Raw genomic sequence first — 22,613 nt, forward strand, 5'->3', positions numbered from 1 at the left:
CGAAAGGAATTCGATATGCCGCAAGAAAAAAACATCCTTGTTAATAGAGGTATACCTCGCAAGCCTTCATCGCCTTTTGGCTTCGGATTTGGCGCCGGGGGCGCGTCAGGCCCCGACCACTCCGATCGTGGATATGACTTAATGGATTCCGCCACTGATTGGCTGAATGACAACAATGCTTATACCGAGGAACTCTTCAACGAAAACTTCAAGAACATCATTCATATAACCAATGCCGAACTCGCAAATACAAGAGCGGCTGTTGCGGCTGTTGTCCCCCCTGGAACCGATGTTCTTGAGATTGAGTTACGGACGCTTGAGCTGCAACTTTTCAAAGCAAGGACAGATCATCAAGAACAGATAAGAGTAGCCAATCTTTATTATGGCCATGACCCACTGACCAAGGGTTTCGAGGCCCCCGCGGGTCGTCGCTCAGGGCAAATAGGTTATTACAGAGCAGTAGAAAAATGGAATATCTCTTACGCCGCAGCTTACGAGGCGAAGTTCCTGGCTGAGCAGATAAAGCTGTTGGACGCCCGCTTAGCCACACAAAACAACGCCATTGCCGACGCCAATGAAAAAGCGGCGGCAGCGGCTCAGGGAAGAGCCCAGGCTGAAGCCCGACGCGTGGCCGAGGAACAGGCGCGAATGGCCGCGGAAGCAGCACGCAAAGCCAAAGAGGCGAAAGAACAAGAGGAGATTGCTGCAAAAAGGCGTACGAAAACGGATGCCCAGCTCAAAAAACTGTATGCATTTATCGCGGCCATGGACGCAGCCAGAGCCAATCGACCGTTTCCCGTATCGGGATCGGCTGTGGCACTTGGCCCGGTTTTCACCTTGGCAACGGGTCGTCTCGCCACCAATCCAGCCACTACCCAGGCAATCAGGGGCGCGCTGCAAAGCGCAGTAGCCGTCGTGATTGCGGCGGGTACCGCGTCGGCAGGTGCGATGATGGTCGGATTCGCCGCACTGCTGTTTCCCTCGCCACTAGGTAACAGCGATCGGCGCGAAATGAGCATCCCGCCGATTTCGGATCTGGTGCCCGACAACCTCCACAACTGGAGCCTCTCACTCTCGACATCCGAGCCTGACGATCTCCACGCCTTGAGCGTCCCGCTCTCGGATCTCGTGCCCGGCGGCCTCCCTGACTTGCACGCCATCGCCGAGGCCAATGGATACATTGAACTGCCGGTTGCGATGGGCTCAAGGACTGTGGGCAATACCACCGAGTTTTTTGTTGCGGCCACCCACGGAACGGCGGCTCCTTCCAAAATGCCGGTGCAGCTCGCCACGCTCGACACGACACTGAACGCCTACAGGTCCTACAATCCGGATGCCCCATCCATCGGCATGACCTGGACGCCGATAGTCAAGCCGAACAACGCGTCAACCTCCCTCCCGGCGAGCGAACGGAATGTCGTCGTTTACGACGGCACTACGGTGACCGCTCTCGAAGGAAGGGTCGATACGTTCCCGGAGCTGGATCTCTACAGTTTTGGGGGCTTCATCACGGTGTTTCCGGCTGAGTCGGGTATGCCGCCTGTTTACACGATGTTCAGGGATCGGCGGAATGAGCCTGGTGTGGCTAGCGGATTCGGACAAAAAATTTCAGGGACATGGTTATCCTCAGCATCACAAAGAGAGGGAACGCCTATCCCGTCGCAGATTGCAGATCAGTTGCGAGGGCGCCAATTCAAGACGTTTAGAGCCTTTCGGGAGACATTTTGGAAAGCTGTAGCAAATGATCCATTCTTGATTGCTCAGTTCACCTTATTCAACAAATTTGATATTAGAAATGGTCTATCACCAAGCGCCCCGCCTTCGGAGCAAGTGGGTAGACGTACGAAGTTTGAGATTCACCATGTTACGCTTATCAGTGAGGGTGGCTCAGTCTACGACATAGACAATCTTCGTCTACTGACACCAAAGCAACACATTGAAACCCACTCCAAAAATGGAGAACTATGAGATGAAACTTAAAGATAAATTCGAAGATTACACAGAGTCAGAATACATTGCCCTTATAGACCGTTTGGTTCAAGGGGATTACAAATCAGAGAAAGAACACGATGAAATCGTGGACAACATAGTAAGCACTTCAGAACACCCAAACGGCACAGGAATTTTGTATTACCCAGAAGAAGGTGTTGAAGACAGCCCCGCTGGCGTATTAAAAGCCATTAAAGATTGGCGAGCCGCCAACGGAAAACCAGGCTTCAAACCCGAGCAATAAACTTTAGTGGGAACTGACTATAGGTGCCTGCTCCCTCATACTGCTTAATCGACAAAAGTCGTGAAAGCTACGTCCTGCCGTTCTGTACGAAACATCCTTTATTTGGCCAACAATATTCTGACTGAAATCTATCCCTTCAATTATTCACACAATAATGCAGGCATACGCTTACTCACCTACCAGACACGTCTCTTCGCAAGCTGGTGTACGTTAATTACTCGGCAAAAACTAAAAACTCTTTGCAGCGAGCACAACGTATGACGGATAGAGACAAAGCTGAATCGGAAGAAATGTATGCCATTGCAAGAAGTGGCTCGGGTGCTGACAGCATCATGGTTCAGCGTCTGAAGGACACTCTGGAGGGCAAATTTGAGATGACCGATACCGACCGGCGCTTCTATGCACATACTCTTCGTGTGATGGAAAGACTTAGAGCCATGGGCATTCCTGATGATTTTATACCGAAGAAAAATGCTTCCCTCTGGAACGATGTTCATACTGCAGCGCTTGAGGATTTCAAACTCGGCAACGACGAAAGACTTCGTTATACGGACGAAGCCATTGAGGCCGCCAAACGGCAGGAAATTCTGGCTTTCGAAGGAGGTTGTGGATCGAAAACATCATTAGCGAAACTCGAACAAGCTATCCGAAACGAATCTGTAAGAGATCTGCTATCAGTGCTGGCTATCGGCTTGGCATTTCCCTCGATTGACATGCTGTTTGGGCGTTATCGCTTCGAAGTGATCGCCCGTGGTGAGCTGTGCAAGACTTACGAGGAGCTATTCGAGGAGGGCATATTGGCTGAGGGCGATTTGGCTATGGCTCTCAAAGGCCCACACTGGAAAGCGCCAAAATTCGTGACTGAAAAACAATACGAGCGATAGCCAAATAGGCCACTCAATCACCTACCGTCGACTGGGTGGCCTCAAACCTCATTACGAATACTTCTGCAAGTTCTCCATCATTTCCTTCAACGCCTCAATATTGTCCTTCGGATGCGCCGCGCCTTCGAAATCACAGATCTGCTCCCAATGCGCCGCGACATCTTCCGGCGAGAAACCCACCCGCGGATCAAATCCGGCGCCCAGGCTGCGCTCCCAGCGCACCTTGCCCATCCAGCCGCCACCCACTTCGAACAGCCCGGACGTTTCCTGGCAATGCTCACTGGCCAGGTACACCACCAGCGGGCTGACCAGTTCCGGTTTGAGTTGCTCGAACATTTGTGGCGGGATCAGGCCTTCGGTCATTCGGGTGCCGCCGGTGGGGGCGATGGCGTTGACCAGGATGTTGTTCTTGCGACCTTCGATGGCCAATGTGCGGGTCAGGCCATAGAGGCCCAGTTTGGCCATGCCGTAGTTGGACTGACCGAAGTTGCCGTAGATACCCGAAGTCGATGCGGTGAAGATCACGCGGCCATAGTTTTGCTCGCGCAGGTGGGGCCAGGCGGCGCGGGTGACCTTGTAGGCGCCTTCGACGTGGACGCGGTAAACCAGATCCCAGTCGCTGTCGTCCATTTTGTGGAAGGTCTTGTCCCGCAGGATGCCGGCGTTGTTCACCACGACATCGACACGACCGAATGTATCGAGGGCATTCTGGACAATTTTGTCACCGTCGGTGACGGAGTCATGGTTAGCCTCTGCGGTACCGCCCGCTTCACGAATTTGCGCGACCACACGATCGGCTGCCGAGGCATTGGCGCCTTCGCCCTGAGCCGAGCCGCCGAGATCATTGACCAGCACTTTGGCGCCCTGTTTTGCGAACAGTAACGCATGCGCCCGACCCAAGCCGCCGCCCGCACCGGTGACGATCACCACTTTATCTTCGAAGCGCACAGACTCATTCATGGGGAACTCCAGCAGGCCAGGGGACAATGAGTGCGAGTGTCAGCCACGGGGCTGCCGGTCACAATGAACACGGGGGCGGCTGAATGGTGCGCGATAAGGCAGCGGGATAGTCAGGAACACGCCAACTTGAGCGGCGGTGAAATTAACTGGTCGCGAAACTCCAGGTAGTGCTCGAGCACCTGCGCCGGCGCTTCGATCTGCGGGTAGTGGCCGATCTCAGGCAGCAGGACGGTGTCCGGGTCGGGAATCAGTTGCCGATAGCGCGCCACCATGTGCGCGCCGGAAACCGGATCGACCTCGCCATCGATGACCCGCAACGGCACCTCGCCACGCTGCATGGCGCTGACCCAACGTTCACGCTGGACACGGCGCTGCGGGATATAGCTGATCAATTTGTGCATGATCCGTTGCCCGCGATTGCTGTCGACCAGGCTCCAGAAATCATCCAGTTCACTTTCCGTGGGCCGGGTCTTCGGACCGAACACCTGCTGAAAACTCTTCACCAGCGCGTCACGGGTAAAGGCTCGCCCGATCATCCAGCCCAAGGGGCTGAGCAGGAGTTTTTGCATCAACACCGGGCGATGGGTTTCAGGGAACAGCCCGCCATTGAGAAACACGCAACTGGCGATATCAGCGCGCGCTTCATAGTGCCGGGCCAACAATTCCTGGGCCACGCTGTCGCCATAATCGTGCGCCAACACGTGAACGGGGTGCTCAACGTTCAGATGCGCCAATAAAGCCTGTTGCAGATCGGCCTGTTCCAGCAGGCTGTAGTCGTGGTTCACCGGTTTGGCCGAATCGCCGAAGCCGAGCATGTCGCAGGCAATCACCCGATAGCGCTGCGCCAGCGGTTGCCACAGGTAATGCCAGTCCCAACTGGCGGTCGGGAAGCCATGGATCAGCAGCAGCGGCTCGCCCTGCCCCGCAGCCCAATAGCGGATAGTCTGATCACGGAATACGAACGTCTGGCTGCGTTTGCGCCAGACACGCAGAGGAATCTCGGCGAGGGCCATTTAGAGTTTATAACCCGGGGCTTGTTTATCGAGTTTGCGCAGCAGCGCCGGCCAGGCCAGCGCGCCGCCCATCCCTTGAGCACTTTTGGTGACACCGGCGATCATCGCCTTGGCGCCCGCCAGAATCTGCGGCTCGATGGCGATCAGCTCCGCACCACCGTTCTGCGCCAGCACCTGAATCTCGCAGGCGCGCTGAAAGGTAAACATCATCAGGAACGTGTCGGCGATGGTGCCGCCACAGGTCAGCAGACCGTGGTTGTGCAGCATCAGGAAATTGTTTTCTCCAAGGTCGGCTTGCAGTCGCGCCTTTTCTTCATGGTTCAGCGCAACACCTTCATAGGCGTGATAAGCCAGGCTGGACAGGACGAACAAGGACTGCTGACTGATCGGCAAGATGCCCTGCTTTTGCGCCGATACCGCCACCCCCGCCGCAGTGTGGGTGTGCAATACACACGCGACGTCATGACGGACTTCATGCACGGCGCTGTGGATGGTGTAACCCGCCGGGTTGATCTCGTAAGGGCTGTCCATCAACTTGTTGCCGGCCTGATCGACCTTGACCAGGCTCGACGCGGTCATTTCATGGAACATCAGCCCGAACGGGTTGATCAAGAAGTCTTCAGTGCCCGGCACTTTGGCGGAAATATGCGTGAAGATCAGGTCGTCCCAGCCATGCAGGGCGACCAGACGATAACAGGCAGCCAGATCGACGCGGGCCTGCCATTCGGCGGCACTGACTTTGTCTTTGATGCTGTGTGGCGATTGGACGGGGGCTACGCTCACGGCAAGAATTCCCTTTTTATTCTTCTGGTTTTTTATTGTTTTTTGCTGCGTTACAGCAGTCTAGTCAGCCCTCGGACTTCGGGTAGTTGCATTGGCAGCCAGCTTGATGGCCGAGCGAGTCAGTGCGCGGGTGAGTCTGGATCCATGTCGAAGCATCGCCGCCAATAAAAACGCGAGCGGCTGGTCAGCCCCGCAAAACGCTGACCAGTTCCGCCAGCCAAGGCTCAGCGTCGGTTTCCGGCGTCACGGTTTCGCTGGCGTCCAGGCGCAGCATCGGCAGGACTTCGCGCACGCCCAGTTCGCCGAACAACTCACGCATTTGCTCACCGCCGCCGCAGAACGTATCGCCATAACTGGAGTCGCCCAAACCGATCACCGCGCCCGGCAAACCACGCCAGGCGGCGGGCAATTGATCGCGGATGGCGAAATACAGCGGTTGCAGGTTGTCCGGCAACTCGCCCATACCGGTGGTCGAGGTCACCGCCAGAAATGCTTCGGGGCCAAATGCCAGAACATCGGCGAGTGTCGCGCGTGGGTTATGCCAGATTTCAAAACCGGCGGCGTTCAAAATACTTGCAGCGTGACGGGCGACTTCTTCAGCCGTGCCGTACACCGAGCCGGAAAGGATGGCGACTTTCATCAATCTGATCCTGAATCTAAATAAAAGTAGGAGATATTAACAGCACCGTCCTCATTGATCTTTTAGAATGCAACGTATCAATCCATATGCAAAGGACTCTGCGATGATCAATGCCTCTCTGCTGCACATGGTGATCGACGCGTCCAACGACGGCATCGTGATTGCTGAAAAGGAAGGCGAGCAAGACAACATCCTGATTTACGTAAACCCGGCGTTCGAACGCCTGACCGGTTATAGCAGCGAAGAAATCCTCTACCAGGATTGCCGCTTTTTGCAGGCAGGAGACCGGGATCAGGCAGCCCTCGCCTCGATTCGGCAGGCGTTGGGCAGTGGTGGCTCCTGCCGGGAAATCCTCAGGAATTACCGCAAGGACGGCACCCCGTTCTGGAATGAACTGTCGCTTTCCACGGTAAAAAACCCGCACGACGGGCAGACCTATTTCGTCGGGGTGCAGAAAGACGTCACGGTTCAGGTCAAGGCGCAGCAGCGAGTCGCGCAGCTGGAAGCGCAATTGGCCGAGGCACAGGCAGAAATTGTCGCACTCAAAGCGACGAACGGCTCAAACCAATCAGCGAATTAGTGGTCATTTACTACAATCACCGATGACTTTGTAATTATTCCTTTCGAGCAAAATCATGCAGCGCGACGCACTCCTGACGCAGGATGAGCTGGATTTTATCCAGAACATGCAACACAACCCGCAACTCAATGTGCGGGATGCGACGTCGAGCCTGCTCGTCAACGGTGGTTCGCAGATTCGTGATTTGCTCACACGCCTGGCCGCTCATGAACAAGTCACCATCCAGGCCACTTTCGAAAATCAGCAAATGACCTTCCCGCTGCACTTGGTGGAAGATGAATTTCACGCAATGCATCTACGCCTCGGCGTCCCCAGCATCTATGAAGACGGACCGATGATTCGGCCATGGCGCCTGGCGCTCGAAGAGCCCGTGGCGCTGGAAAATGCCAAGGGGCAACCCGGCACGATGTGGGTGCATGAAATATCGTTCAAAGGGGTGTTGCTGGAAGTTCGCAACAAGACCAAGGCGCCAAAGCACTTCGCGTTGTGGTTCAGCCCGTCAGGCTATGAGCGGATTGCGTTGCGCGGCACCTTTGAGCGTGAAACCGAGCAGGGTTTCTACGCCTATGAGTTGAGCCAGAGCGACACGGACGAAACCGAACGTCTGCGTCAGTACATCCTTCAGCAACATCGCCTGACCCATCCCGCACTGCATATCTGATCTCTGCGTCTACCTACGTTCAGGTATCCAGGTTTCCCGCCAGGAACTGTTTCAGACGCTGGCGCATTAACACTCCCTCGTTTCCCAGACAACCGACCGATGATCCGGCCAGGCTCTCCTGTGCCAGGTCCGATGCATCCCCGGCCAGCAACACCTGACAATCCAGGCTCATGGCCAAGCGTTTCAAACGTCGAGGCAATTCGCCGGCCGGCGCGTGATTGGAAACCAGCACCAGTGCCTTGGGCCTGATCTTCTCACAGACCAGGATCAACTCGTCGAAAGGCTGACCGATCGCCAACAACTGAATAGCCGAATCGACACTGCTCAGATACAGCGCCGTGACCAGCACATCGAGCTCACGACATTGATCGGCCAGGGCGCAGACAATCACACGTCGCGGTTGCATGACTCGCACCAGCAGCAGGCGTTGCAACACTCGAGAACGTAGAAAACCATCCAGAAAAAGCCATTCGCTGGTCTGACCGAACGCGTCATGGCGTTGTAGCAATAGCTTCCAGACCGGAATCAGAATGTCCTGAAATACCACCGTCAGCGGGTAACTGGAAAAAATCTGACCGTAGACTTGCTCCAGTTGAACTTCGTCAAAAACACTCACCGCCGCCTTGACCTGCTGCTGCCATTGGCCGTAGTCGGCTTGAACGAATTCGTTGGGGATGACCTGCGCCAGCACCTTGAGCGGTTCGGTCTTGGCCAGTATCTTGCCGACCTTGCTGACCGCGACGCCGCGTTCTATCCAGCCGAGGATGCTGTGAACACGCTCGATATCGGTCATCGAATACAAACGGTGCCCGCTTTCGGTGCGCGTGGGTTGTATCAGACCGTATCGCCGTTCCCATGCGCGGAGCGTGACCGGATTCACCCCCCGTCAGGCGCGCTACCTCACGAATCGGAAACAGCTCTTCTCGAATCAGGGAGGTGATGGGTGGCAACCCAGGCGCAACATCAGTCAGCACAGGCATTCGATGTCCACATATGAATTGGATCCCATTTTAAACCTCATATTCCATGAGAATTCAAGACGTTGATCTGCGACGAACGTCGCTGACGTTATCAGCAAAATCAGGAATAATCCTTGCTTGTTCCGAGACGCAGCCCACCACCCCGGCGTTGTGTCCAGCGAAAGCTCCTACCCGGAGCGACGCATTTGTAATACGGAGATACAAAATGTCTACCTCCCCCGTCACGCTGATGGTTGCGCGCCGCGTCGCCAATGGGCGTTATCAGGACCTCATGGCCTGGTTACGCGAAGGCGAACAACTGGCCACCGACTTCCCCGGTTACCTCGGCTCCGGCGTGCTCGCTCCGCCGCCCGACGATGACGAATTCCAGATTATCTTCCGCTTCGCCGACGAGCAGACCATGCACGCCTGGGAGCATTCCGCATCGCGCACTGCCTGGCTGGGACGCGGCAGTGATCTGTTTGCCAACCCGTCAGAACATCGGGTCAGTGGCATCGATGGCTGGTTCGGTGCGGTCGGTCAACGTCCACCACGCTGGAAACAGGCTGTGGCCATCTGGCTGGCGTTCTTTCCGGTGTCCCTGTTGTTCAACTTTGTATTGGGGCCTCTACTGGCTGAGACAGGTTTGCTGACCCGCGTGTTTGTCAGCACCCTGTGCCTGACACCATTGATGGTGTATTTCTTTATTCCGCTCTCGACTCGTCTGCTGGCCGGCTGGCTGCATACCCCCCCGCAACGACCGTTGCCCGGGGAACCATCCACTCAAAATCAGTAACCCCTGAGCGAGGCTTGCCCGCGAAGAACGATGACGCGGTTTGACAGATAGACCGAGTCGTTCCCTTCGCGGGCAAGCCTCGCTCCTACAAAGGCAAGGCCATCGCAGGACGTAGGTGAACAACTCCCGTCGCTGGTATAGTTTTGCTCTTACCGCGACGCGAGCCGTTCATGACCTCTACCGCAGCCCCAATCCTCATCACCGGTGCCGGCCAGCGTGTCGGCCTGCACTGTGCGCAGCGTTTGCTCGAAGACGGCCATCCGGTCATTTTCAGCTACCGCAGCGAACGGCCTGGTGTGCAAGCCCTGCGCGATCTGGGGGCGACCGCGGTGTTTGCGGATTTTTCCAGCGAGACCGGAATCCTCGCGTTCATCGGCGAACTGAAAAACCACACCGACAGTTTGCGGGCGATTGTCCATAACGCCTCCGAATGGCTGGCCGAAACCCCGGGCACCGAGGCCGCAGCCTTCACCCAAATGTTCAGCGTGCACATGCTGGCGCCTTACCTGATCAACCTGCACTGTGCCGACTTGCTCAAACGCTCGAGCCCCGCCGACATCGTGCACATCAGCGATGACGTGACCCGCAGGGGCAGCAGCAAGCACATCGGCTACTGTGCCAGCAAAGCCGGGCTCGACAGCCTGACCCTGTCCTTTGCCGCGAAATACGCGCCCGGCATCAAGGTCAACGGTATCGCCCCAGCCCTGCTACTGTTCAATCCCGACGACGACGCGGCATATCGCGCCAGGGTTCTGGCCAAATCGGCACTGGGCATCGAGCCCGGCAGCGAAGTGATTTACCAGAGCCTGCGCTATCTGCTCGACAACCCTTATGTCACCGGCACGACCCTGACCGTCAACGGCGGACGGCACGTCAAATAAGCCGCTCCCGCGAGGATGTCCCATGACGTTATTCCTGCCTCAAAACACCCTGTCCCAGAGCTATCGCGAGATCCTGATCGGCCTCGGTGAAAACCCCGACCGCGAAGGACTGCAAGACACCCCGGTTCGCGCCGCCAAGGCGATGCAATACCTGTGTCATGGTTACGAGCAAAGTGTCGAAGAAATCGTCAACGGCGCACTGTTTGCCTCCGACAACGATGAAATGATCATCGTCGACAACATCGAGCTGTACTCGCTTTGTGAACATCACATGCTGCCCTTCATCGGCAAGGCTCATGTGGCTTATATTCCAACGGGCAAGGTGCTGGGCCTGTCGAAGATTGCACGGCTTGTGGATATGTTCGCCCGCCGACTGCAAATCCAGGAAAACCTCACCCGGCAAATCGCCGACGCCGTGCAGCAAGTGACCGACGCCGCCGGTGTCGCGGTGGTCATCGAAGCCCAGCACATGTGCATGATGATGCGCGGCGTCGAAAAACAGAATTCGACCATGAACACCTCGGTGATGCTCGGCGCCTTCCGCGAGTCGAGCAACACCCGCCAGGAGTTCCTGCAATTGATTGGACGGAGCAAGTAGCAATGCCACAACTTCAACCAGGAATGGCACGCATCCGGGTCAAGGACCTGTGTTTGCGAACTTTCATCGGGATCAACGAGGACGAAATCCTCAACAAGCAGGATGTGCTGATCAACCTGACCATCCTGTATGCCGCCCAGGATGCAGTGCGTGACAACGATATCGATCACGCGTTGAATTACCGCACCATCACCAAGGCGATCATCGCCCACGTGGAGGGCAATCGCTTTGCCCTGCTCGAACGCCTGACCCAGGAATTGCTGGACCTGATCATGGTCAACGAGTCGGTGCTGTACGCCGAAGTCGAAGTCGACAAGCCCCATGCCTTGCGCTTCGCCGAGTCGGTATCGATTACCCTGGCCGCAAGCCGCTGACCGCGTCTGGCGCATCGGTCGCCAGGCTTCTATCATCCGCGCCACGATTTGATTGCACAGAGCCCATCATGAACGATCAACAACGCCTGGAACTTGAAGCCGCCGCCTTTCGCCGGCTGGTTGCCCACCTGGACAGCCGCAAGGACGTGCAGAACATCGACCTGATGAACCTCTCGGGTTTCTGCCGCAACTGCCTGTCCAAGTGGTACAAGGCCGCCGCCGATGAACGCCAGATCGACGTCAGCCTCGACGAAGCCCGCGAAGTGGTTTACGGCATGCCGTACGCCGAGTGGAAAGCCCAATACCAGAAAGAAGCCAGCGCCGACCAGCAAGCGGCGTTCGCCAAAGGAAAACCCAATGAGTGATTTGAACACCCTGCGCGCCAGCCTCAAGAGCGGCGAACATGCTTTCGCCGATACCCTGGCATTCATCGCTGCCGGTTACGACTATCAGCCCCAGTCGTTCAATAACGGCGGCGTGGAAAACGCCGCAGGGCAGAACGAAGGTTCGTGCAAGACCCTGGGTCTGGCATTGCTGGAAGGCCTGAGCGATGAAGAAGCGCTGTTGGCATTTGGCGAGCATTACCGCTCGGTGGTTGCGACGCCGGAAGGCAGCGATCACGGCAATATCCGGGCGCTGATTACCCATGGTCTGGCGGGAGTGAAGTTCGCGCAGCAGCCGCTGACTCGCCGCTGACTGAAGCCCGCCTGTGGCGCCATCGATCGGTATCAGGGCACATCCCGACTTTTAAGATTGACCCGGCAACTTTATTTCGTTTGCCGGGCACCTCTGCTCGCGGCTTAGATAAAAAGAAGCATCCCTTCTTCTGAGTCCGGTATCCATGAGCAGCGAAAACATCAGTCGGTCAATCAACATCGTTCATCCCGTCACGCTCAGCCACGGTAAAAACGCCGAGGTCTGGGACACCGACGGCAAACGCTACATCGATTTTGTCGGTGGTATCGGCGTGCTGAACCTCGGTCATTGCCATCCGCGCATCGTCGAGGCCATTTGCGAACAGGCCACCCGACTGACCCACTACGCGTTCAACGCCGCCCCGCATGTGCCTTACCTCGAACTCATGGATCGCCTGACGGCGTTTATTGCGGTGGATTACCCGGTCAGCGGCATGCTCACCAACAGCGGCGCGGAAGCGGCGGAAAACGCCCTGAAGATCGTCCGTGGCGCTACCGGGCGCACGGCAGTCATCGCCTTCGACGGCGCCTTTCACGGCCGTACGCTCGCCACCCTCAACCTCAACGGCAAAGTCGCGCCCTACAAACAGAAAGTCGGTGTGCTGCCTGGGCCGGTGTTTCACCTGCCCTTCCCCAGCAAAGACAATGACGTGACCTGCGCCGAGGCCCTGAAAGCCATGGAACGGCTGTTCAGCGTCGAGATCGATGTTGATGACGTGGCCTGTTTTATCGTCGAACCGGTGCAGGGCGAGGCGGGTTTCCTGGCGATGGACGTGGAATTTGCCCAGGCGCTGCGACGCTTCTGTGATGACAAAGGCATCCTGCTGATCGCCGATGAAATCCAGTCCGGCTTCGGCCGCACCGGCCAGCGGTTTGCGTTCTCGCGACTGGGCATTGAACCGGACCTGATCCTGCTGGGCAAAAGCATTGCCGGCGGCGTGCCGCTGGGTGCGGTTGTCGGGCGCAAGTCGCTACTCGACAACTTGCCCAAGGGCGGATTGGGCGGTACCTATTCGGGCAATCCCATCGCCTGCGCCGCCGCGTTGGCGACCCTGGACGAAATGACTGACACGCATCTGCACGCCTGGGGCACGCAACAGGAAGAGGCGATTGTCAGCCGCTACGAATCCTGGCGAGCCCGCGAACTGTCACCGTATCTGGGCCGCTTGACCGGCGTCGGTGCCATGCGCGGCATCGAGCTGATCAATACCGACGGCACACCGGCCTCGGCGCAACTGACACAACTGCTGGCTCTCGCGCGCGATTCGGGTTTGCTGCTGATGCCCAGCGGCAAGTCGCGACACATCATTCGGCTGCTGGCGCCATTGACCACTGAGGCCGCCGTGCTGGAGGAAGGGCTGGATATCCTTGAGGCATGCCTGGCGAAGCTTTCCTGAACCGCAAACTGCGATCCGGGACTGACGTAGCGAATTATGTTCGCTTGTAGTCCCCGATTTTGCGTCGCAATACTCACCAGATACACCTAACGCTGATCGGTTAAGACGAACCGGACTCGTAGGAGCCAGGCTTGCCGGCGAAGGCGTCCTCAAGATCGCCTTCGCCGGCAAGCCTGGCTCCTACAAAAGCATCTACCAAATACCCCTTTTATCTAGCGAGATCACTACCACCTACAAGCCTGAGGCAGTCATGTATCACGACAATATAATTTATAAGAAAAAGTCCAATGATCCTCAGTTCCTGCTTGGCGTAGCCGTGGTGCTGTTCCTCGGTTCCTACCTGATGAACCTGGGTAACAGCGCCCTCAGTCATTTCCTGCATCCGCTGTTGGGCAATGCCCCGGACGGCCTGACCGCTCGCAATATCGCCATCGGTCTGGCGATTGCCACACTGGGCACGCTGAACTTCCACGTCCTCGGGCGCTTGAAGTTCAAGGTGCAGACCACCGTGGTCTGGATCGAATTGCTGATCCTGTTCCTGGCCTTCTTCGACACGTTCGACCTCTCCTACAGCTTCATCCTCGACAAGATCGGTTTCCTGATCATCCAGGGTGCTGCCACCACGCTGTACATCTCCGCCATCGCGATTGTGATTGCCTTCGTGCTGGCGTTGATCGGTGCCGTGGCCAAGCTGTCGAACAATGGCTTGGCCAATGCCATCGCCTCGTTTTACACGTCGTTCTTCCGCGGTGTTCCGCTGCTGATCCAGATCTATCTGATTTACCTGGGACTGCCGCAACTGGGCTACGTGGTCGACGCGGTGCCGGCCGGCATCCTGGCATTGTCGCTGTGCTACGGCGCCTACATGACAGAGATTTTCCGTGCGGGTATCCAGAGTATTCCGGTGGGCCAGTGGGAAGCCTCACGGGCGCTGGGCATCAACCCGTTCAAGACCCTGAGCCGGGTGATCATGCCGCAAGCCTTGCGGGTGATTATCCCGCCCACCGGCAACCAGTTCATCGCCATGCTCAAGGACAGTTCGCTGGTGTCGGTGATCGGCGTCTGGGAACTGATGTACCTGGCCAAGACCCAGGGCCGTGCGGACTTTCGCCACCTGGAAATGCTGATCACCGCCGCCATGATCTACTGGGCCCTGTCGTTCATCCTTGAACGGGTGCAGGCGCGAATCGAAAAACGGGTCAACCGATCCATTGCAAGGGGTTGATGCGTGATGACTCGAACCAATACCGCTGAACGACTCGACCTGGCACCTGCTGCGCAGACCAGCCCCTCGATGATTTCCATCACTGGCCTGAACAAGTGGTATGGCAATTTTCACGCCTTGCGCGATGTCGACCTGAACGTCGCCACGGGTGAAATTCTGGTGGTGTGCGGGCCATCGGGCTCGGGCAAGTCGACGATGATTCGTTGCATCAACCACCTGGAGAACTTCCAGAAAGGCCACATTCAAGTCAACGGCATCACCCTCACCAGCGAGGCAGACAGTGTCAGTGCCGTACGCCGGGAGATCGGCATGGTGTTCCAGAGTTTCAACCTGTTCCCGCACTTGAGCGTGATGGACAACCTGACCCTGGCCCCGCAACTGGTGCAAGGCGTGTCGTCTGCCGAGGCGAAAAAGCGCGCACAGGTTTATCTGGAGCGCGTGCGAATTGCCGAGCATGCGCACAAATACCCGTCGCAATTGTCCGGCGGTCAGCAGCAGCGAGTGGCGATTGCGCGAGCGCTGTGCATGAACCCCAAAGTCATGTTGTTCGACGAGCCGACCTCGGCGCTGGACCCGGAAATGGTCCACGAAGTGCTGGACGTGATGGGCGAGTTGGCCACCGACGGCATGACCATGATTTGCGTGACCCACGAAATGGGTTTTGCCAGCAAGGTCGCCGACCGCGTGCTGTTCATGGACCAGGGCCAGGTCATCGAACAAGCCACCCCTGACGAATTTTTCAACAACCCGCAGACCGAACGCGCGCAGCAATTCCTGTCGCAAATCATCGGTCACTGAGAACTGCTTTACCCCGCATAACAATAACGAGAAGTGGAGATGAACATGCTCAGTAAAAAACACGTACTAACTCTCGCAGCCACCCTGTCGCTGTTGTTCGTCGGCGCCGCCAACGCCGGAGCCGTACTGGACAAAATCCAAAGCAGCAAAACCATGACCGTCGCCACTTCGGCAACCTGGCCACCCCAGGGTTTTATCAACGACAAGAATGAAATCGACGGGTTCGACATCGACGTTTCCAAGGAGATCGCCAAGCGTCTCGGCGTCTCGGTCAAGTTCATCACCCCCGACTGGGACGTGATCACCGCCGGCAAGTGGAACGGGCGCTGGGACATGTCCGTGGGCTCGATGACCGCCACCAAAAGTCGCGCACGGATCCTCGACTTTCCCGCGACCTATTACTACGTGCCCTACGTGTTTGCAGTTCACAACAAATCCACACTCACCGACCACAAAGCCCTCAATGGCAAGACGATCGGTGTCGAAGGCGGCACCACTTCCGAGGATTACCTGAACCAGGCGCTGGCCATCGAAGCGACGGACATGCCGCCCGTCGCCTACGACGTACAGACCAAAAAGGTGAAGACCTATGCCGGTTCCCTCGGGCCGCTGGATGACTTGCGCCTGGGCGATGGCGTTCGGCTCGATGGCATCCTCACTCAGCGCAGCACGCTGGAAGCTGCCATCAAGAAGAATTATCCGCTGCGGGCTGTCGACAACGGTGTGGTGTTCTACGAACCACTGGCCGTCGCCACCGACAAGGGTGACCCGGAGTTGAAAGCCAAACTCGGTGAAATCATCGGCGCGATGCACAAGGACGGGACGCTGACCAAGCTGTCGACCAAGTGGTACGGCGTGGACTACTCGACGGTCAAGTAACCGACCTCGATCACACCGCCCACCTGTGGGAGCGAGCCTGCTCGCGATGAGGCCATAACATTCAGTATCAATGTTGAATGTTCGACCGCCATCGCGAGCAGGCTCGCTCCCACAAAAGCCAGGCGTTCGCTTCATTGACCGGCAACTTGTCAAGGATTCAGCATGTCCTTCCCCACCACCTGGTACTCCCAAACCTCGTTGCCCCGCGCGGCCAGGTCCGAACTGAATACTCACGAAACCTGCGACGTCTGCATCATCGGCGCCGGGATCGCGGGCCTTACCGCCGCCCTGGAACTGACCCGGCGCGGTAAACGCGTGGTCATCCTCGAAGCCCATCAAGTCGCTTGGGGCGCGTCTGGTCGCAATGGCGGCGTGGTCTCGCCGGGTTGGGCTGAAGGGTCCGGGGCGATCCGCAAAAAACTTGGACTGGAACAGGCCAGGGCGCTGTTTAAAATGTCCGTCGAAGGCGTGGAAATAGTGCGGCACAACATCGCCGAACTGGCTCTGACCGGCTGCGATCCGTCCGCTGGCACGATTCGAGTCAAGCGTTACGACGACAGCGCTGGCGTGAAAAACCACATCGACACTATGCGCCGCGACTTCGGCTATGAACTCAACTACCTCGACACCGCCCAGGTTCGCGAACGGGCCCACACCCCGCGCTATTTCCAGGGCATCGAGGACCCGAACGCCTTGCACTTTCATCCGCTGAATTATTGCCTGGGCCTGGCCCTCGCCATCGAAGCGGCTGGAGGCAGGATTTTCGAACACTCAAAAATGCTGGCCTGGCGTCGCGAGGGCACCGATAAAATTGTCCAGACTGCTCACGGCTCCGTGCGCTGCCAGGACCTGGTGTTTCTGCGCCGGCGGTTACGGCGGCCCGGAATTGCAGAAACTCAGCCGCGCCTACCTGCCCATCGCTACCTACGTGGTACTCACCGAACACCTGGGCGACTCGATCAAAAACGTCCTCGATTCCGGCGCCGCCTTCTCCGATGATCGCCGCGCTTCGGACTACTACCGTGTGGTCGAAGGCGACCGCCTGCTCTGGGGCGGACGCATCACCACCCGCAACGAACAGAATGAAAAGGCCTTGGCGGCCATGCTCAAGGCGGACATGGTCTCGGTGTATCCACAACTGGCGCCGGTAAAAATCGAACTGGCCTGGTCGGGCCTGATGGGCTATTCCACCAACAAAATGCCTAACCTGGGGCTGTTGGAACCGGGCGTCTGGGCCTGTACCTCGTTTGGTGGCCATGGTCTGAATACCGGTTCGATTGGTGGCAGGGTCATTGCCGAAGCCGTGTGCGGGGAAAGTGCGCGGTATCAGTTGTTCAAACCGTATCTGCTGGACTGGAATGGTGGGCCGTTCGGGCGGGTTGCAGCCAATGCCATCTACCAGTCGTTTGAAGGTCATGGATTTTGTTCAGGAACGGTTTCGCGGTTGATCGCAATCGACTTCGGGTAACACAAAAACCTGTGGGAGCTGGCTTGCCTGCGATAGCGGTGTATCAGTCGACATCAATGTTGAATGATCAATTGCTATCGCGGGCAAGCCACGCTCCCACAGGTTTTTTGATCAGCCTCTAAATCGTGGGCACAAAAAAACCGGCCGAAGCCGGTTTTTTTGCTTTCTACGAAATCAGAATCAAGCGTTCTGCAGATCGTCGAGGTAGCGCTCGGCATCCAGTGCCGCCATGCAACCGGGCGCCGGCCGAGGTGATGGCTTGACGGTAAACGTGGTCAGCCACGTCACCGGCGGCGAAGATGCCTTCGAGGTTGGTTGCAGTGGCGTTGCCGTCACGGCCGCCCTGCACAACCAGGTAGCCGTCTTTCAACGTCAGCTGGCCTTCGAACAACGAAGTGTTCGGGGTGTGGCCGATGGCGATGAACACGCCGTCGACTTTCAGCTCGTCGAAGCTGCCGTCGTTGTTCTTCAGGCGAGCACCGGTCACGCCCATGTTGTCGCCCAGCACTTCGTCCAGGGTCGAGTTCAGCTTCAGGACGATCTTGCCTTCGGCAACCCGGGCATTGAGCTTGTCGATCAGGATCTTCTCGGCGCGGAACGTTTCGCGACGGTGGATCAAGGTTACGGTGCTGGCGATGTTGGCCAGGTACAGGGCTTCTTCCACAGCCGTATTACCGCCACCCACCACAGCCACTGGCTTGTTGCGATAGAAGAAACCGTCGCAGGTCGCGCAGGCCGAAACGCCTTTGCCCATGAACGTTTCTTCCGACGGCAGGCCCAGGTAACGAGCGCTGGCGCCGGTGGCGATGATCAGTGCGTCGCAGGTGTAAGTCGCGCTGTCGCCAATCAGGGTGTAGGGCTTGGCGGCGAAGTCCACGGCATTGATGTGATCGAACACGATCTCGGTTTCAAAGCGCTCGGCGTGCTCTTTCATTCGCTCCATCAGCGCCGGGCCGGTCAGGCCGTGGACGTCGCCCGGCCAGTTGTCGACTTCGGTGGTGGTGGTCAGTTGACCGCCGGCCTGCATGCCAGTGATCAGCAGTGGCTTGAGGTTGGCACGGGCGGCATAGACCGCGGCGCTGTAACCGGCAGGGCCGGAACCGAGAATAATCACTCGCGAATGACGAACTTCAGACATGACCTGCTCCTGTTGACCGGGCCCGAAACACTGGGCGCGGAACGCCGGATTGCCGGCGGGAATAAAAAAGGACCGTTGAAAGCACTTGGGGAAGGCTTGGGCTCGACAGTCCTGTAAAAGAATGGGTGCAGCGTATCGAGGTGGCGAAGATTAAGGAAATACGGTTTAACAATCCAGCTCATAGGCGGTCTCTATCCCATCGAGGTGAATACATAGACGCCTTTGTTACAGTTAATGTCGATGCCGCTACCGCGCTTTCGCCCGTCAGGCAAAGCCGGTAAGGTCGGCGCGTTTACCCTTTGCTCGGAGCACGTTATGCCCGCCCCCGTTCTGTCTGGCCCGCAATACCTGCGCGAGGGCCTCAAGCTGGTCCTGAGCCCAAGCCTGCGCTTGTTCGTGTTATTGCCGCTGGCGATCAACCTGGTGCTGTTCGTCGGATTGATCTATCTGGCCGGCCATCAGTTCAGTATGTGGGTCGATACGCTGATGCCGTCCCTGCCCGATTGGCTGAACTTCCTCAGCTACATCCTCTGGCCGATATTCGTCGTGTTGGTGGTGTTGATGGTGTTCTTCACCTTCACCATGCTGGCCAACGTCATCGCCGCGCCATTCAATGGCTTCCTCGCGGAGAAAGTCGAAGTGGTGGTGCGCGGCACCGACGACTTCCCGGCCTTCAGCTGGGGCGAACTGATCGCCATGATCCCTCGCACCCTGTCCCGGGAAATGCGCAAACTCGGCTACTTCCTGCCCAGGGCCATCGGGCTGTTCATCCTGTCGTTCATCCCGGTGGTCAACATCATCGCCGCGCCGCTGTGGCTGTTGTTCGGGGTGTGGATGATGGCGATCCAGTACATCGACTACCCGGCGGATAACCACAAACTCGGCTGGAACGAAATGCTCGCCTGGCTGCGGCAGAAACGCTGGCAGAGCCTCGGCTTCGGCGGGAGCGTGTATCTGGTGTTGTTGATTCCGGTGGTCAACATTCTGATGATGCCGGCGGCCGTGGCTGGGGCAACGCTGTTCTGGGTGCGTGAGCGTGGCGCGGAAAATCTGGTGGCAGAGCGCCGTTAATCGCGTCATAAATCCATCATCTCCCACCGTCACAATGACGACATGGCCTCAGCCGACACTGAGGTCATGACGACAACTCTGCATATCACCCTGATCACCGAAACCTTCCCTCCGGAAATCAACGGCGTGGCCAATACCCTTGGCCGCTTGTTCGACGGTTTGCGCGCGCGTGGGCATCAGGTCGAGTTGGTGCGGCCACGTCAGGGTGGCGACCCACTCATGGGCAGCAACGATGAGTTGCTGTTGTGTCGAGGCTGGCCGTTGCCGGGTTATCCTGGCCTGCAATGGGGTCAGTCGTCGATGCACAAGCTGCTGCGGCGCTGGAAACGGCATCGCCCGGACGTGTTGTACATCGCCACCGAAGGACCGCTGGGGTTGTCGGCGTTGCGCGCGGCACGGCGCTTGGGGATTTCGGTGGTCAGCGGCTTTCATACCAATTTTCAGCAGTACTCCAGCCAGTACGGCCTCGGGCTGCTGACGCGCTTACTGACTCACTACCTGCGCTGGTTTCACAACCGCTCGACCCTGACCCTGGTGCCCAGCGCCAGCCAGCGACTGGAACTGGAACGCCGCAGTTTCGAGCGCTTGGCGCTGCTCTCTCGAGGCGTCGACAGCCAGTTGTTTCATCCAGCCAAACGGTTGAAGCCACTGCGAGAGCAATGGGGACTGGCCGAGGATGATATTGCTTTCATCCACGTAGGACGTCTGGCCCAGGAGAAGAATCTTGGCTTGCTCAAGCGCAGCTTCGACACGCTGAAAATGACTTATCCACAGCGAAAAATGAAATTGATTGTGGTCGGTGATGGTCCGCAACGATCGATGCTGGAGAAGGAATTGCCCGAAGCGATTTTCTGCGGCTCACAACGCGGCGAAGCCTTGGCCAGTCACTATGCGTCGGGGGATGTTTTTCTATTTCCGAGCCTGACCGAAACCTTCGGCAATGTGGTGCTTGAGGCATTGGCCTCGGGGCTGGGGGTGGTGGCGTACGATCAAGCGGCGGCGGCCCAGCATATTCGCCATGGCTACAACGGCGTACTGGCCATGCCCGGGGATGAAGAGGCGTTCTGCGATGCGGCACGCTGGCTGCTGGAGGAGCGCGAAACCTTGCGCTGCGTACGTCTTAATGCGCGCCAGCATGCGAGTCGTCAGGGGTGGGCGGCGATTATCGAGCAGTTTGAGGGGCAGTTGCGCGGGGCTTGTGTTGGGGAGTTGGCGATTCCGAATGCGCCGACCGTCCCCTGAGATCTTTAGTTATGTTGAGTCAGTCTTCGCGGGCAAGCCCGCTCCCACAGTGTTGCGGGGTGTTCACAGATCATGTGACCGCCACAAAACCTTGTGGGAGCGGGCTTGCCCGCGAAGGGGCCCTTCCAGACTCTACTTAAACCAGCGTCATCAACGCCTCACGGCTGAACGGCAGAATGTCCTGTTCACGACCGTCCCGCACTTTCTGCGCCCAGTCCGGGTCCACCAGCAACGCACGGCCCACTGCCACCAGATCGAACTCATCGTTGTTCAAACGCTCCAGCAGTTTTTCCAGGCTGGCCGGCTGCGCGATCTTGTCGGTGTTGACCATGAATTGCAGGAACTCGCCGTCCAGGCCGACGCTACCGACGGTGATGGTTGGCTTGCCGGTGAGCTTGCGAGTCCAGCCTGCCAGGTTGAGTTCGGAACCATCAAATTCCGGCTCCCAGAAACGCCGCGTCGAGCAGTGGAAAATGTCCACGCCGGCGTCGGACAATGGCTTGAGGAACTCACCCAAGGCTTCCGGGGTTTGCACCAAACGCGCGGTGTAGTCCTGCTGCTTCCACTGGGAGAAACGGAAGATGATCGGAAAACCCTCACCGACCGCTGCACGCACCGCCTGAATCAGTTCGATGGCGAAGCGCGAACGGTTCGCCAGGCTGCCACCGTATTCGTCAGTGCGCTGATTGCTGCCTTCCCAGAAAAACTGGTCCACCAGATAACCGTGGGCACCGTGGATTTCCACGCCGTCCATGCCGATGCTCTGAGCATCCTTGGCGGCTTGGGCGAACGCGGCAATCACACGTCCTGGATATCTTCCTTGGTCATGCCGTGAACCACGACCTGACCGTCCTTCAATTTTTCTGACGGGCCGTAACCCGGCACGCTGGCATCCGGCTCGGTACCGATGCGGCGAACGCTGCCCACATGCCACAGCTGCGGAACGATCTTGCCGCCTTCGGCATGCACCGCATCGACGACTTTCTTCCAGCCGGCCAATGCCGCGTCACCATAGAAGTGCGGCACGTTCGGATAGCCGTTGGAGGCCTTGTGACCGACGGTGGTGCCTTCGGTAATGATCAGCCCAACCCCGGCAGCGGCGCGACGACGGTAGTACTCGATCACTTTGGAATTGGGCACCCCGCCCGGCGAAAACGAGCGGGTCATCGGCGCCATGACGACGCGGGTCGGCAGTTCGAGAGCACCGAGGTGAAAGGGCTTGAACAGGGCTTTGACGGGCATGGGACGCTCCACGGGGACATAAACTATATGACGCCGATAATATGGAGAGTATCCAGCCTTGAACAGCACTATTGATTTGGGTGATTAAGAGTCAAA

General features: G+C 57.8%; 21 protein-coding genes and 4 pseudogenes. 18 read left to right on the forward strand and 7 right to left on the reverse strand.

Annotated features, from left to right (window positions below):
- Positions 1-15: 15 nt before the first annotated feature.
- From PSH65_RS27135 to PSH65_RS27145, 3 genes are all read left to right on the forward strand, one after another.
- Positions 16-1,968: an S-type pyocin domain-containing protein gene (locus tag PSH65_RS27135; protein WP_305423451.1), complete on the forward strand. Its 1,953-nt coding sequence runs from the start codon at positions 16-18 to the stop codon at positions 1,966-1,968.
- Position 1,969: 1 nt separating this feature from the next.
- Positions 1,970-2,233 carry a bacteriocin immunity protein gene (locus tag PSH65_RS27140; RefSeq protein WP_305423452.1) on the forward strand — a complete coding sequence of 88 codons (264 nt, stop codon included), beginning with the start codon at positions 1,970-1,972 and terminating at the stop codon, positions 2,231-2,233.
- Between the two features lie 257 nt (positions 2,234-2,490).
- Positions 2,491-3,117, forward strand: coding sequence for a hypothetical protein (locus tag PSH65_RS27145; protein WP_305423453.1), 627 nt, complete (start codon positions 2,491-2,493; stop codon positions 3,115-3,117).
- Between the two features lie 51 nt (positions 3,118-3,168).
- On the opposite strand, the gene PSH65_RS27150 is transcribed toward PSH65_RS27145, so the two are convergent.
- The 4 genes from PSH65_RS27150 to PSH65_RS27165 all read right to left on the reverse strand — a co-directional run bounded on the left by PSH65_RS27150 (position 3,169) and on the right by PSH65_RS27165 (position 6,513).
- A complete protein-coding gene (locus PSH65_RS27150) occupies positions 3,169-4,077 on the reverse strand; it encodes an SDR family oxidoreductase (RefSeq protein WP_305423455.1) in 909 nt (302 codons plus the stop codon).
- 110 nt (positions 4,078-4,187) lie between these two features.
- Positions 4,188-5,090, reverse strand: coding sequence for an alpha/beta fold hydrolase (locus PSH65_RS27155; RefSeq protein ID WP_305423456.1), 903 nt, complete (start codon positions 5,088-5,090; stop codon positions 4,188-4,190).
- Positions 5,091-5,873: a class II aldolase/adducin family protein gene (locus PSH65_RS27160; protein ID WP_305423457.1), complete on the reverse strand. Its 783-nt coding sequence runs from the start codon at positions 5,871-5,873 to the stop codon at positions 5,091-5,093. It lies immediately after the preceding gene.
- Positions 5,874-6,057: 184 nt separating this feature from the next.
- Complete coding sequence (locus PSH65_RS27165; protein ID WP_305423459.1) at positions 6,058-6,513, reverse strand: flavodoxin; 456 nt, start codon at positions 6,511-6,513, stop codon at positions 6,058-6,060.
- A 103-nt stretch (positions 6,514-6,616) separates the two neighbouring features.
- Between PSH65_RS27165 and PSH65_RS27170 the strand changes: the two genes are divergently transcribed.
- Together PSH65_RS27170 and PSH65_RS27175 are read left to right on the forward strand one after the other, a co-directional pair.
- Positions 6,617-7,093, forward strand: a complete 477-nt coding sequence (locus PSH65_RS27170; RefSeq protein WP_305423460.1) for a PAS domain-containing protein — start codon at positions 6,617-6,619, stop codon at positions 7,091-7,093.
- Between the two features lie 55 nt (positions 7,094-7,148).
- Positions 7,149-7,754 (forward strand): hypothetical protein, encoded by a 606-nt coding sequence (locus PSH65_RS27175; RefSeq protein WP_095055669.1) that lies wholly within the window; start codon positions 7,149-7,151, stop codon positions 7,752-7,754.
- A gap of 19 nt (positions 7,755-7,773) precedes the next feature.
- On the opposite strand, the pseudogene PSH65_RS27180 reads toward PSH65_RS27175, so the two are convergent.
- Positions 7,774-8,734 (reverse strand): annotated as a pseudogene (locus PSH65_RS27180) (MerR family transcriptional regulator).
- Positions 8,735-8,939: 205 nt separating this feature from the next.
- Here PSH65_RS27180 and PSH65_RS27185 point away from each other — a divergent pair.
- The 11 genes and pseudogenes from PSH65_RS27185 to PSH65_RS27235 all read left to right on the forward strand — a co-directional run bounded on the left by PSH65_RS27185 (position 8,940) and on the right by PSH65_RS27235 (position 17,804).
- Positions 8,940-9,509 carry an antibiotic biosynthesis monooxygenase gene (locus PSH65_RS27185; RefSeq protein ID WP_305423463.1) on the forward strand — a complete coding sequence of 190 codons (570 nt, stop codon included), beginning with the start codon at positions 8,940-8,942 and terminating at the stop codon, positions 9,507-9,509.
- Between the two features lie 170 nt (positions 9,510-9,679).
- Positions 9,680-10,390, forward strand: coding sequence for a dihydromonapterin reductase (gene folM / locus PSH65_RS27190; RefSeq protein WP_305423465.1), 711 nt, complete (start codon positions 9,680-9,682; stop codon positions 10,388-10,390).
- A gap of 22 nt (positions 10,391-10,412) precedes the next feature.
- Positions 10,413-10,988, forward strand: coding sequence for a GTP cyclohydrolase I FolE (gene folE, locus PSH65_RS27195; RefSeq protein WP_095055672.1), 576 nt, complete (start codon positions 10,413-10,415; stop codon positions 10,986-10,988).
- 2 nt (positions 10,989-10,990) lie between these two features.
- Positions 10,991-11,362 (forward strand): dihydroneopterin triphosphate 2'-epimerase, encoded by a 372-nt coding sequence (gene folX, locus PSH65_RS27200; RefSeq protein WP_007901645.1) that lies wholly within the window; start codon positions 10,991-10,993, stop codon positions 11,360-11,362.
- 68 nt (positions 11,363-11,430) lie between these two features.
- Entirely contained in the window at positions 11,431-11,727 is a 297-nt protein-coding gene (locus PSH65_RS27205) for a DUF1244 domain-containing protein (protein ID WP_018927179.1), read from the forward strand.
- Positions 11,720-12,058: a HopJ type III effector protein gene (locus tag PSH65_RS27210; RefSeq protein ID WP_305423468.1), complete on the forward strand. Its 339-nt coding sequence runs from the start codon at positions 11,720-11,722 to the stop codon at positions 12,056-12,058. Before PSH65_RS27205 ends, PSH65_RS27210 begins: the two co-directional genes overlap by 8 nt.
- Before the next feature lie 145 nt (positions 12,059-12,203).
- Positions 12,204-13,454, forward strand: a complete 1,251-nt coding sequence (locus PSH65_RS27215) for an aspartate aminotransferase family protein (RefSeq protein WP_305423470.1) — start codon at positions 12,204-12,206, stop codon at positions 13,452-13,454.
- 250 nt (positions 13,455-13,704) lie between these two features.
- Positions 13,705-14,679: an amino acid ABC transporter permease gene (locus PSH65_RS27220; RefSeq protein WP_305423472.1), complete on the forward strand. Its 975-nt coding sequence runs from the start codon at positions 13,705-13,707 to the stop codon at positions 14,677-14,679.
- Between the two features lie 69 nt (positions 14,680-14,748).
- Positions 14,749-15,477 carry an amino acid ABC transporter ATP-binding protein gene (locus PSH65_RS27225; protein ID WP_370694718.1) on the forward strand — a complete coding sequence of 243 codons (729 nt, stop codon included), beginning with the start codon at positions 14,749-14,751 and terminating at the stop codon, positions 15,475-15,477.
- 45 nt (positions 15,478-15,522) lie between these two features.
- Positions 15,523-16,356, forward strand: coding sequence for a transporter substrate-binding domain-containing protein (locus tag PSH65_RS27230; protein ID WP_305423476.1), 834 nt, complete (start codon positions 15,523-15,525; stop codon positions 16,354-16,356).
- A 162-nt stretch (positions 16,357-16,518) separates the two neighbouring features.
- Positions 16,519-17,804 (forward strand): annotated as a pseudogene (locus PSH65_RS27235) (NAD(P)/FAD-dependent oxidoreductase).
- 200 nt (positions 17,805-18,004) lie between these two features.
- Here the strand turns inward: PSH65_RS27235 and trxB are convergent.
- Positions 18,005-18,962 (reverse strand): annotated as a pseudogene (gene trxB / locus PSH65_RS27245) (thioredoxin-disulfide reductase).
- Positions 18,963-19,277: 315 nt separating this feature from the next.
- Here trxB and cysZ point away from each other — a divergent pair.
- Positions 19,278-20,033: a sulfate transporter CysZ gene (cysZ, locus tag PSH65_RS27250; protein ID WP_305423481.1), complete on the forward strand. Its 756-nt coding sequence runs from the start codon at positions 19,278-19,280 to the stop codon at positions 20,031-20,033.
- A gap of 42 nt (positions 20,034-20,075) precedes the next feature.
- Positions 20,076-21,275, forward strand: coding sequence for a glycosyltransferase family 1 protein (locus tag PSH65_RS27255; RefSeq protein ID WP_305423482.1), 1,200 nt, complete (start codon positions 20,076-20,078; stop codon positions 21,273-21,275).
- Positions 21,276-21,411: 136 nt separating this feature from the next.
- Here the strand turns inward: PSH65_RS27255 and PSH65_RS27260 are convergent.
- Positions 21,412-22,517: pseudogene (locus PSH65_RS27260) on the reverse strand (NADH:flavin oxidoreductase).
- Positions 22,518-22,613 lie beyond the last annotated feature (96 nt).

The sequence above is a fragment of the Pseudomonas sp. FP603 genome (genome assembly GCF_030687415.1).
Classification (GTDB): domain Bacteria; phylum Pseudomonadota; class Gammaproteobacteria; order Pseudomonadales; family Pseudomonadaceae; genus Aquipseudomonas; species Aquipseudomonas wuhanensis.